This window comes from Pseudomonas asuensis (assembly GCF_014646755.1).
Taxonomy (GTDB): Bacteria; Pseudomonadota; Gammaproteobacteria; order Pseudomonadales; family Pseudomonadaceae; genus Chryseomonas; species Chryseomonas asuensis.
The window spans coordinates 43,897-56,541 of record NZ_BMNW01000008.1 but is presented as its reverse complement, the minus strand read 5'-3'; the positions used below and the strand labels follow the sequence as shown (position 1 = coordinate 56,541).

8 protein-coding genes are annotated in these 12,645 nt (G+C 55.6%); all 8 read left to right on the top strand.

Annotation, left to right across the window (positions count from 1 at the left end; translation table 11 throughout):
• Nucleotides 1-140: 140 nt before the first annotated feature.
• The 8 genes from glcD to IEX86_RS16970 all read left to right on the top strand — a co-directional run bounded on the left by glcD (nt 141) and on the right by IEX86_RS16970 (nt 12,645).
• Nucleotides 141-1,640, top strand: coding sequence for a glycolate oxidase subunit GlcD (glcD, locus tag IEX86_RS17005; RefSeq protein WP_188867545.1), 1,500 nt, complete (start codon nt 141-143; stop codon nt 1,638-1,640).
• A gap of 8 nt (nt 1,641-1,648) precedes the next feature.
• Complete coding sequence (glcE, locus tag IEX86_RS17000) at nt 1,649-2,707, top strand: glycolate oxidase subunit GlcE (RefSeq protein ID WP_188867544.1); 1,059 nt, start codon at nt 1,649-1,651, stop codon at nt 2,705-2,707.
• Complete coding sequence (gene glcF / locus IEX86_RS16995; protein ID WP_188867338.1) at nt 2,707-3,987, top strand: glycolate oxidase subunit GlcF; 1,281 nt, start codon at nt 2,707-2,709, stop codon at nt 3,985-3,987. Before glcE ends, glcF begins: the two co-directional genes overlap by 1 nt.
• Nucleotides 3,956-4,363 carry a heme-binding protein gene (locus IEX86_RS16990; protein WP_188867337.1) on the top strand — a complete coding sequence of 136 codons (408 nt, stop codon included), beginning with the start codon at nt 3,956-3,958 and terminating at the stop codon, nt 4,361-4,363. Before glcF ends, IEX86_RS16990 begins: the two co-directional genes overlap by 32 nt.
• A gap of 25 nt (nt 4,364-4,388) precedes the next feature.
• Nucleotides 4,389-6,563 carry a malate synthase G gene (locus tag IEX86_RS16985; RefSeq protein ID WP_188867336.1) on the top strand — a complete coding sequence of 725 codons (2,175 nt, stop codon included), beginning with the start codon at nt 4,389-4,391 and terminating at the stop codon, nt 6,561-6,563.
• 183 nt (nt 6,564-6,746) lie between these two features.
• A complete protein-coding gene (locus IEX86_RS16980) occupies nt 6,747-8,522 on the top strand; it encodes an acyl-CoA dehydrogenase C-terminal domain-containing protein (protein ID WP_188867335.1) in 1,776 nt (591 codons plus the stop codon).
• Nucleotides 8,523-8,795: 273 nt separating this feature from the next.
• Nucleotides 8,796-8,954, top strand: coding sequence for a YqaE/Pmp3 family membrane protein (locus IEX86_RS16975; protein ID WP_122041471.1), 159 nt, complete (start codon nt 8,796-8,798; stop codon nt 8,952-8,954).
• 145 nt (nt 8,955-9,099) lie between these two features.
• A complete protein-coding gene (locus IEX86_RS16970; protein ID WP_188867334.1) occupies nt 9,100-12,645 on the top strand; it encodes a response regulator in 3,546 nt (1,181 codons plus the stop codon).

Sequence of the window (12,645 nt, the reverse complement as noted above, 5' to 3'; positions counted from 1 at the left end):
CTAGGGCTGGAAAATAAAAAACTGGTCTGACCAGCTTTTAGTGGCATAGACGCCTTGGCAAACGGGGAGTAAAAGAAAAGCTCATGGCCTGGAAAAGGCCAGGCCCTCCGGCACAAAAACAACAAGATCGGTATCTGGCAATGAATATCCTGTATGACGAACGCGTCGATGGTGTACTGCCTAAGATTGACAAAGCTAGCCTAATTAAAGCGCTGGAAGCGGCGCTTCCTGGCGTTCAGGTCCTTCATGAGCGAGAAGACCTGAAGCCCTATGAGTGCGATGGCCTTTCGGCATATCGCACCACGCCCATGGCTGTTGTGCTGCCCAGTACTGTCGAGCAGGTGCAGACCTTAATGCGGCTTTGCTATGAGCGTAATGTGCCTGTAGTCGCTCGGGGGGCCGGGACAGGTCTTTCCGGTGGCGCTCTGCCGCTGGAGCAGGGCGTATTGTTGGTCATGGCCAAATTCAATCGAATCCTTGAGATCGACCCGGATGCGCGTCGCGCACGGGTTCAGCCTGGTGTGCGTAATCTGGCAATTTCCCAGGCAGCCAACCCGTATGGGCTGTATTACGCACCTGATCCATCCTCCCAAATCGCCTGTTCCATTGGCGGCAACGTGGCCGAAAATGCCGGGGGCGTGCATTGCCTCAAATACGGCCTTACGGTTCATAACATTCTCAAGGTCGAAATCGTGACCATGGAGGGCGAGCGACTTACCTTGGGTAGCGAGGCGCTGGACTCGCCCGGTTTTGATCTCCTGGCACTGTTTACCGGCTCGGAAGGGCTTTTGGGTGTAGTGATAGAGGTCACCGTCAAGCTCTTGCCCAAGCCGCAGACCGCCAAGGTGTTGATGGCCAGTTTTGACGATATCGAGAAGGCTGGTCGTGCAGTCGCCGATATCATTGCCGCAGGCATCATCCCGGGTGGTCTGGAAATGATGGATAACCTCTCTATCCGGGCGGCGGAAGACTTTATTCATGCAGGCTATCCGGTAGATGCTCAAGCGATTCTGCTGTGCGAGCTGGACGGGGTGGAGTCGGACGTACACGCTGATTGCGATTGTGTTCGGGAGGTATTGGCACGAGCCGGGGCAACCGAGATTCGTCTGGCCCGGGACGAGGCTGAGCGGCAGAAATTCTGGGCAGGTCGCAAGAATGCCTTTCCGGCGGTAGGCCGTATCTCCCCTGATTACTACTGCATGGACGGCACTATCCCCCGCCGTGCATTACCAGGCGTTTTGAAGGGTATAGAAGCATTGTCCGAGCGCTACGGCCTGCGCGTTGCGAACGTATTCCATGCCGGAGACGGCAACATGCATCCACTGATCCTGTTTGATGCCAATCAGCCGGGCGAGCTTGAGCGGGCAGAAGCGCTGGGCGGTAAGATTCTTGATCTCTGCGTAGAGGTGGGCGGCAGCATCACCGGCGAACATGGAGTGGGGCGGGAAAAGATCAACTCCATGTGTACACAGTTCAAGCCCGATGAGCTGACGTTATTTCATGCTGTGAAGAAAGTGTTTGACGCCAAGGGTTTGCTCAATCCAGGCAAGAACGTGCCCACCTTACACCGCTGCGCCGAGTTTGGCGGCATGCACATCCATCACGGCAAGCTGCCTTTTCCTGAGCTGGAGCGCTTCTGATGGACGCGATGACTGCTTCCCACGATGCTGCCCAAGCACTTCAAGATGAAGTGCAGCAGGCTATAGCGCAACGTCAGCCGCTCCGTATTCGGGGCAGCGACAGCAAGCGGCACCTGGGCCGTCCGGTAGAGGGAATAGAAATTGACGCCCGCCTCCACCGAGGCATTGTGACCTACGATCCCACCGAACTTGTAGTCACAGTTAGAACCGGTACGCCGTTGAATGAACTGGAAGCCGCGCTTGAGGCCAATGGTCAGATGCTGCCTTGTGAGCCACCGCATTTCGGGCCGAACGCTACGGTAGGCGGCATGATGGCGACAGGGCTTTCCGGTCCACGTCGACCTTGGGTTGGCTCGGTACGCGATTTTGTTCTGGGCACTCGTATCATTACAGGCGAGGGCAAGCACCTGCGCTTTGGTGGTGAAGTGATGAAAAACGTGGCGGGGTATGACCTGTCACGCCTGCTGGCTGGCAGCTTTGGCTGTCTGGGGCTGATTACGGAAGTTTCTTTTAAGGTTCTGCCTAAACCCCGAACGTCTGCCAGTCTTCAATTAGAACTTGATCCTTCACGCGCGCTTATCAAGTTAGCCGAGTGGGAACGCCAGGCCATCCCGCTCGCTGGGGCCTGCCATGATGGCCGGGCGCTATACATCCGCCTGGAAGGAGGCGAAGGCTCTGTGGCCGCCGCTCGTGATCGAATTGGCGGTGACGCCCTCCCTGCCACGTTCTGGACAAACCTGCGCGAGCACCGGCTGGAGTTTTTTGCCGATCCGCGACCCTTATGGCGTCTGTCGCTTCCCAACCACACGCCTGTGCTGGATTTGCCCGGTACGGTGTTAATGGACTGGGCAGGCGCCCAGCGCTGGCTGAAAAGCGATATGGATGCGGCTGCGCTCAGGCATCGTATTGAGCAGCTCGGCGGCCATGCCACCTGTTTTACGCCTGATAACGAACGCGAGCCGTTCCACCCATTAGCCCCTGCGCTGCTCAAGTATCAGCGTCAGCTCAAGCAGCAAATGGACCCGCATGGGCTGTTTAATCCTGGTCGACTGTATGCGGAGCTGTAATGCAAACAATCCTAAGTGAAGAGGCGCGCCGTCTGCCGCAGGCAGCAGAGGCCGAGCGGGTGCTGCGTAGCTGCGTGCATTGCGGCTTCTGCAACGCAACCTGTCCAACCTATCAATTATTGGGCGATGAGCTGGACGGCCCGAGAGGTCGCATTTATCTCATCAAGCAGATGCTTGAGGGCGGCGCCGTATCAAAGAAAACCCAATTGCACCTGGACCGCTGCTTGACCTGTCGTAACTGTGAAACAACCTGTCCTTCAGGCGTGACCTACCATAACCTGTTGGATATTGGTCGCGCCGAGCTTGAGCGTCGCGTACCACGCTCATTGGGTGAGCGCATGCTGCGTACCGGTCTTCGTACCGTGCTCCCACATCCTGTGTTATTCAAAGCATTGAGCCGTGCGGGGCAAACACTTCGTCCTCTCCTGCCTGATGCGCTACGCAGCAAACTACCGGCGGATCCGCTTCCGGCGGGTAAGCGGCCAGCAGTACACCATGAGCGGCATGTGCTGATGCTGGAGGGTTGTGTGCAGCCAAGTCTGTCACCTAATACAAATGCTGCAACGGCGCGGGTGCTGGACCGCCTGGGTATCCGTGTGGTCAATGCCCCGCGTGCAGGATGCTGCGGTGCTGTTGAGTTCCACCTCAATGCCCAGCATGACGGCCTTGATCGCGCCCGCCGCAATATCGATGCCTGGTGGCCTGCTGTGGAGGCAGGTGCGGAAGCGATCGTGCAGACGGCCAGCGGTTGTGGCGCTTTCGTCAAGGATTATGGTCATCTGCTGAAGGATGATCCTGCCTATGCCACCAAGGCCAGACGTGTCTCTGAGTTGGCAAAAGATATCGTCGAAATAATCCGTTCCGAGCCGCTGGAACGGCTGGCGGTGAGTGCTGATCACCGGTTGGCCTTTCATTGTCCCTGTACCTTGCAGCATGCCCAAAAGCTGAGCGGCGCTGTAGAAGAAGTCTTGCAGCGTCTGGGCTATACACTGTCGCCAGTGCCGGACGCCCATCTGTGCTGCGGCTCTGCCGGCACCTACTCGCTTACCCAGCCCGAGCTGTCTCGTCAGCTGCGAGACAACAAGCTCGCCGCGCTCGAAAGTGGAAAGCCTGATCTTATCGTTACTGCCAATATCGGTTGCCAGACCCATCTGGGCGGTGTTAGTCGTACACCAGTCCGACATTGGATCGAGATTGTCGATGCCGCTCTGAATTCTGAATCATTCAATCCTCTCGTGGAGAATCTGCATGCAAAGCAAAGCTGTCCTGACCGTCACTGAGGTGAATCGTATCCTGGACGCTGCGCGCGCCGAGGCCGAGCGCAACCAGTGGGCTGTCGCCATTGCGGTAGTGGACGATGGCGGGCATCCGCTGGCGCTGCTGCGCCTGGATAACGCTACGCCCACCAGCGCTTACATCTCCACGGAGAAAGCCCGCACAGCAGCACTTGGGCGACGCGAGTCCAAAGGGTTCGAAGACATGATCAATGGCGGGCGTACCGCCTTTTTATCTGCACCGATCCTGGCTGGCATGCTGGAGGGCGGCGTACCGGTTATGGTGGAAGGACAGGTCGTTGGCGCTGTAGGTGTCTCGGGCGTCAAGGCTGATCAGGATGCACAGGTGGCCAAGGCAGGTGCTGCGGCTGTTTTGGGTTGAATCGATAAGAAGAAAGGATCACATCATGACGCAACGCACTTCTTGCCATCGCTTACAGGTTGCCACCTCGCTGCATCGTTTCGTCGAGGAGCAAGTGCTGCCCGGCACCGGCATCGACAGCGCAGTCTTCTGGCAAGGCTTCGATGCATTGGTCCATGATCTGGCACCTCGCAACCAGGCGCTTCTGGCCGAGCGTGATCAGATTCAGGCAAAGCTGGACGATTGGCATCGTACCCATCCTGGTCCTATCAAGGATATGCCAGCGTATCGTCGCTTTCTGGAGTCCATCGGCTATCTGCTCCCGCACCCAGGAAAAGTTAAGGCAACCACGGCTAATGTCGATACCGAAATCGCCCAGCAGGCTGGCCCACAGCTGGTGGTACCGGTACTCAATGCCCGCTATGCGCTGAACGCAGCCAATGCCCGCTGGGGTTCGCTCTACGATGCGCTCTATGGCACCGATGCGATTCCGGAAGAAGAGGGCGTCGAGAAAAGCAAAGGCTATAACCCTGCCCGGGGTGCCAAGGTCATCGCCTATGCGCGAGATTTTTTGGACAAGACCGTTCCGCTAGCCAAGGGCTCCCATAAAGAAGCGACACGCTATCGAGTGGATAACGGCCGCCTCGTGGTCGACATGAAGAATGGTGCCTGTGAGCTGGCCGATCCCTCAGCCTTTATCGGTTACCAGGGCGATGCGTCCGAGCCGTCCGCAATCCTGCTCAAGCATCATGGTTTGCACTTCGAGATCCAGATCGACCGCCATTCCCAGATCGGCCAGACTGACTGCGCTGGTGTGAAGGACATCCTGATGGAATCAGCCGTCAGCACCATCATGGACCTTGAGGATTCCATCACCGCCGTAGATGCGCAGGACAAAGTGCTGGCGTACCGTAACTGGCTGGGATTGATGAAAGGTGATCTGGCTGAAGAAGTCACCAAAGGTGAAAAGCGCTTCACACGCACGCTCAACCCAGACCGTGACTACACTGCTGCCAATGGCGAAAGCTTGACCTTGCACGGTCGTTCGCTTCTGTTCGTGCGAAACGTTGGTCATTTAATGACCAACCCAGCGATTCTTTATGGGGAAGGTCAGGAAATTCCTGAAGGCATCATGGATGCGGTGATGACCGTGACCATCGCCCTGCATGATCTGGCGCGCCGTGGCAATTCGCGTACCGGTTCCATTTATATTGTAAAACCAAAGATGCACGGGCCGAAGGAAGTGGCTTTTGCGGCTGAGTTGTTTGGCCGCGTTGAGTCTATGTTGGGCCTGCCCGCCGATACGATCAAGATGGGCATCATGGATGAGGAACGCCGCACCAGCGTCAACCTCAAGGCCTGTATTTCCGAGGCGGCGTCCCGCGTAGCCTTTATCAATACCGGCTTCCTGGATCGCACCGGCGATGAGATGCACACCAGCATGGAAGCGGGTGCGATGCTGCGTAAAGGCGACATGAAAGGAACCAAGTGGATTGCAGCCTATGAGCGCAACAACGTTTTAATTGGTCTGGCGTGCGGGCTGCGTGGCCGGGCCCAAATCGGCAAGGGTATGTGGGCCATGCCCGACCTCATGGCCGCCATGCTTGAACAGAAAATTGGACACCCCAAGGCAGGTGCCAACACCGCCTGGGTGCCTTCGCCTACGGCCGCGACGCTACATGCACTGCATTACCATCAGATTGACGTCCAGACGGTTCAACAGGAAATAGAGCAGATCGATACGACTGCCGCTCGCGACAGCCTCCTGAATGATCTGCTGACCATTCCGGTTGTCGAGTCTGCCAAATGGTCAGCCGAGGATATCCAACAGGAGCTGGACAATAACGCCCAGGGCATTCTGGGCTATGTCGTACGCTGGGTAGATCAGGGCGTTGGCTGCTCCAAGGTGCCAGATATCCATAACGTAGGATTAATGGAGGATCGCGCTACGTTGCGTATTTCCAGTCAGCACATCGCTAACTGGTTGCGCCATGGGGTGACTAATCAGGCGCAGGTGATTGAAACGCTACAGCGCATGGCTCGTATTGTGGATGAGCAGAATGCAGGCGATTCCCTCTATCGCCCTATGGCACCCAATTTCGAGGCGTCTTATGCCTTCCGGGCGGCAAGAGATCTCGTACTGAAAGGCCGAGAGCAACCCAACGGGTATACCGAGCCGCTGCTTCACGAGTGGCGATTAAAAGCAAAGGCGGGTCTATAAGGCCATAAAAAGGGGCGCTGATAGCGTCCCTTTTTACAGGGTTAAGCAGGCATCAGGTGAGTGACTGAGTTTGACTGCCTGGTCGCATCATGAACCTATGGCCCTTTTAGCGTATTCGCTACACTCAGGGAATACTCACAAAAAAGCGCCGGATACCCTGCGCCTCTGCTGGAGGATCGCTCCATGGCTGACTACCAAGCTCCCCTACGTGATATCCGTTTCCTGCTCAACGATGTTTTCAAAGTACAGGAAGCGTGGCAGCAATTACCCGCACTGGCGGAACGAGTCGATGCCGAGATGGCCGACGCCATTCTGGAAGAGGCCGCCAAGGTGGCAGCCCGTACCCTTGCACCCCTTAACCGTAACGCGGATGAAGAGGGCTGTCGCTGGGAAGATGGCGAGGTCATTACGCCAAAGGGCTTCAAGGAGGCTTACAGTGTTTATGCCGAAGGCGGTTGGGTAGGTGTAGGGGGAGATCCTGAGTACGGCGGTATGGGCATGCCCAAAGTGATCTCCGCTCAGGTCGAGGAAATGGTTCACGCGGCCAGTTTGTCCTTTGGCTTGTATCCTATGCTCACAGCCGGCGGTTGCCTAGCCATCTACGCGCATGCCAGCGAAGAACTAAAGACACGTTATCTGCCTAACCTTTACTCCGGTGTATGGGCGGGTTCCATGTGCCTGACCGAACCCCATGCTGGCACAGACCTGGGGATTATTCGTACTCGTGCTGAACCTCAGGCCGATGGCAGCTATGCCATTACGGGCACCAAGATCTTTATTACTGCTGGCGAGCATGACCTGACCGAGAACATCATCCACCTCGTGTTAGCTAAACTGCCGGACGCACCCGCTGGCTCCAGGGGTATTTCACTCTTCCTCGTCCCTAAATTCCTGGTCAACGAAGACGGCAGCCTTGGCGCGCGCAATGCTTTGGCGTGTGGTTCCATTGAGCACAAAATGGGTATCCATGGCTCCAGTACCTGTGTGATGAATTTTGATGGTGCCAGAGGCTATCTGGTCGGCGAGCTCAATAAGGGGCTAGCCGCCATGTTTACCATGATGAACTACGAGCGCCTGGGTGTAGGGATTCAGGGATTGGGGGCAGGGGAGCGTTCCTATCAGAGCGCCGTTGAGTACGCACGTGAGCGTTTGCAAAGCCGTGCTGCAACCGGCCCGTCTGCGCCCGATAAAGCGGCAGATCCTATTATCGTTCATCCCGATGTACGTCGCATGCTGCTGACCATGAAAGCCTTGAATGAAGGTGGCCGCGCATTTTCTACCTATGTTGCAATGCAGCTCGACATTGCCAAATTCAGCACGGATACACAGGCACGCTCACGTGCTGAGGGCATGGTGGCTTTGTTGACCCCTGTAGCCAAAGCCTTCCTGACGGATCTGGGGCTCGAAATCTGTGTGCATGGCCAGCAGATCTTTGGTGGGCATGGGTACATTCGTGAGTGGGGGCAGGAGCAGCTGGTCCGAGATGTACGTATTACCCAGATTTACGAAGGCACCAACGGTATTCAGGCACTGGATCTGATGGGACGCAAAGTCGTAGGGTCGGCTGGCAGTCTGTACCGACCTTTCTCGGAAGAAATCAGGGCTTATCTTGAGACTCTGGATAGCAAACTGTCCGAATTTGACGCGCCACTGCGTGAAGCACTGAACAATCTAGATGCCCTGACCGAATGGGTTATGAATGAAGCTGCGTCCAATCCGAATGAGATAGGGGCCGCTTCTGTCGAGTACCTGCATGTATTCGGTTATACCGCTTACGCCTACCTGTGGGTGCGCATGGCAGAGGCCGCGTTGAAGAGTGATCATGATGACTTACGTACTGGCAAGATAGCCACAGCACGCTTCTATTTTGCACGCTTGCTGCCTCGTATCCATTCACTAACGGCCTCAGTAAAAGCAGGCAGTGACGTCTTGTATGAGCTGGATGCAGCACAGTTCTGATGTAAGCAAATACTTACAGGATGTTGCATGACTTGGCTCTATTAACCCTACGTTTTTAGGGAATATCATCTGGCTATCGAGTTCAGCGCAGGAAGCGCCTCAGTTAAAACAGGGAGTTAGAGGATCGCGCCAGGATGGCGCCGATACGGAAATCCTCCATAGTCTGCAAAGCCCCGCTTCGGCGGGGTTTTTTCTGCCTGCTATTCGAGGAACCGACCTCTGCATGACAGGTCCTATAACCAGTTTCGACGGCCTGTTACGAGGAGCTTGCAAATGGACCTGATCAGAATCATCTGCGCCATCATCCTTCCGCCCCTAGGCGTATTCCTCCAGGTTGGTCTGGGCGGCGCTTTCTGGTTGAACATACTGCTGACCATTTTGGGCTATATTCCAGGCATTATTCATGCGGTCTGGATTATTGCCCGGCGTTAAACCAGCCCATGCATAATTCAGCCGGCCTTTAATTAATTAAAGGCCGGCTGCTTCGCTTGTCATTTTTTTGTGCATGCTTGCCGGTACGACGGCTGCCTTGCAGCAGGTAGCCGCTTTTTCATTCATGACAGATATTGAGTAACGCATGAATCGTGAGTCGCCTGTCGATCAGCAAAGCTTTCGTCGAATCCTGAGCCGTAACCTGACCCTGCCTTTAGGGATCGGTTTTCTTACCTCAGCATTTTTCGTTGCTATCGTTTATTACCTTCTTTCCGTTAACCAATGGATCGAGCATACCGATCGGGTTATCAGCAGCAGCAATAACATATTCAGGCTGGTGGTAGATCTGGAAACAGGAATGCGCGGTTATTTGCTAAGCGATGATCCTGTTTTCCTTGAGCCCTATCAGCGCGCGTTGCCTACAGTTCAGAACCAGCTGGATGAGTTAAAGGCCCAGGTTTCAGACAATGAAGTCCAGCTACGCCGACTTGAACGTATCGAAAGCCTGCATCGTTCGTGGCGCGAGTATGCAACACGCATGATTGCGCTGAATCAGCAGAACGGCGACTTCATGAGGCATGTGCGTGACGGTGAAGGCAAAGACATAATCGATGCCATTCGCCGAGATTTTAATGATTTCATTGCTCTGGAGCAGCAACAGCGCGCCGAACGTAGTGCAACGGCCAACCAGGCCACAATCATCATTGTGGCCTCGTTCCTGAGCGTGAGTCTTCTGCTGAGCGGCCTGCTGGCCTTCCTGGGCCGCCGTGAACTGACACGTCTATCGACCACGTACACCACTGCACTGGATCAACAGCTTGATCACACCGAGCAGATGCAGCGGCAAGCCTGGTATCGCGCCGGACAAATGCAACTTTCCGAGCAGGTCATTGGCCAACAAACCTTGCCATTGCTGGGACAAAGCATCCTGCAATTCCTGGCGCGTTATTTGGGGGCTTCTGCTGGCGCGATCTATATCGTCCAGGACGACAGTCGTAGGCTGGAGCGTGTGGCCGAATATGCGCTGAGCGAAGAAAACCTTTCTACAAGGCGTACGCTCGCCCTAGGAGAAAGCCTGGTTGGGCAGGCGGCTCTTGAGTCACGCATTATCGAACTGAAGGATCTACCGCGTGATTACTTGAAAGTAAGCTCGGCTGTTGGCGAAACCACAGCTGCCGCGGCCCTGATCGTGCCAATCGAAAGCGATGGCATGGTTAACGGTGTTGTCGAACTGGGCTTTACGCGCAGCCTGGAAGCACGGGATACCGAGCTGCTCAAGCTCGTCTCAGCGGCGATTGGTTCCTCTATCGAGGCCGGGAAGTACCGGCAGCGCCTACAAAAGCTGCTCGCTGAGACTCAGCAGCTCAATGAGGAGCTGCAAGTACAGCAGGAAGAGCTTCGCACGGCGAACGAAGAGCTAGAGGAGCAGTCCCGCGCGCTCAAGGAGTCCCAGGTGCATCTTGAGCAGCAACAGGCTGAGCTTGAGCAGACCAACGAGCAGCTCTCCGAGCAGACCCATGAGCTGCAACAACAGCGCGACATGCTCGATGAGCGTAACAATCTGCTCAATGCTGCTCAAAGCGAGCTGGAGGAGCGAGCCCGCGAACTTGAGCGCGCCAGCCAGTACAAGTCCGAGTTCCTGGCCAACATGTCCCACGAGCTACGGACGCCGCTTAATAGCTCGCTTATCCTGGCCAAGCTATTGGCCGACAATACGGATGCCAACCTCACGTCCGAGCAGGTCCGCTTTGCCGAGTCCATTTACTCTGCCGGCAATGATCTACTTAATTTGATCAACGATATCCTCGACATCTCCAAAGTCGAAGCAGGCATGCTGGAAATCAGACCTGAGCAGGTCTCTGTCAAGCGTGTTGTCGATACCCTGCGAAACTCATTCAACCCAGTGGCTGATAGCCGTGAGTTGTCCTTTACGGTTAATCTTGCTGATGACCTGCCGGGCTTTGTGTACTCGGACCGGCAGCGTATCGAGCAGATTCTCAAAAACCTGCTTTCCAACGCGTTCAAGTTTACTGAGCGAGGCGGCGTTACGCTCAAGGTTGCGCTTGAGGAAAATCAGGTAGCGTTTGCGGTAACTGACACCGGTATTGGTATTCCAGCGGATCAGCAAGAGGTTATCTTCGAGGCCTTCCGTCAGGCCGATGGCGCTACGACCCGTCGCTACGGTGGCACAGGCTTAGGACTTTCAATCTCTCGCGATCTAGCCAAGCTATTAGGCGGTTACATCGAAGTACACAGCGTTCCGCAGCAGGGCAGCACCTTTACCCTGCGCCTGCCATTGCAGTATGAGCAGCCGCTCATGGCTGATGCTACCGCTCCACGTGCTCAGGCTGCGCCTGCGCCACGTTTAGCAGTTGATTCGCCAGCTCCTACCGCTATTGCTCCTGCTGTGGCCGCGCAGTCATCGGCGCCAGAGCCGGTTGCTGACGAAATAAGTCCGACTCGTCCAAGACCCTTCCCGGATGACCGGGAGCGCTTTCCGTTCCCGGATCGCAAGGTATTGGTGATTGAAGATGAGCCGCAGTTTGCACGTATCCTGTATGACTTGGCCCATGAGCTGAAGTACAGCTGTCTCGTCGCACACGCAGCAGATGAAGGCTTTGATATCGCAACCGAGTTCACGCCGGATGCCATCCTGCTGGATATGCGCTTGCCAGACCATTCAGGTCTAACTGTCTTGGAACGCCTCAAGGAAAATCCCCGTACACGGCATATTCCGGTGCATGTGGTATCGGTTGAGGATCGGGTCGAGGCAGCCATGCATATGGGGGCCGTTGGCTATGCCATGAAGCCCACCACTCGTGATGAGCTCAAGACTGTCTTTAGCCGACTCGAAGCCAAGTTCTCGCAGAAAATGAAGCGCATTCTGCTGGTTGAAGACGATGCGTTGCAGCGCGACAGCATTACCAAGCTGATTGGTGACTCGGATGTGGAGATCACAGCCGTTGAGTTTGGTCAGGAGGCGCTTGAGTTATTGCGCACCCATATTTACGACTGCATGGTGATCGATCTCAAGCTGCCCGATATGGAAGGCAACGAGTTACTCGAACGGATGGCTAACGAAGAGATCTGCTCCTTCCCGCCGGTCATCGTTTATACCGGCCGCAGCCTGACACGTGATGAAGAAGCGAACCTGATGAAGTATTCGCGTTCGATCATCATCAAAGGTGCCCGCTCACCTGAGCGGCTATTGGATGAGGTCACACTGTTCCTGCACAAGATCGAAGCCGACATGCCACCTGAGCGTCAAAAGATGCTCAAGACCGCCCGCAGCCGTGACAAGGCATTCGAAGGGCGCAAGCTTCTACTGGTGGATGATGATGTACGCAACATCTTTGCCTTGACCAGTGCGCTCGAACAAAAAGGTGCCATTGTCGAGATCGCTCGTAATGGCCTTGAAGCCGTAGAGAAAGTACAAACAATTGAAGGCATCGACCTTGTGCTCATGGATATCATGATGCCCATGATGGACGGTTATCAGGCCATGCAGGAAATCCGCAAGATTCCATACCTGCAAAAACTGCCCATCATTGCCATCACCGCTAAAGCCATGAAGGACGACCAGGATCGATGCCTGCGTGCCGGCGCGAATGATTATCTGGCCAAGCCGGTTGATCTGAATCGTCTGTTCTCATTAATCAGGGTATGGATGCCATCACTGGAGAAGCTGTAA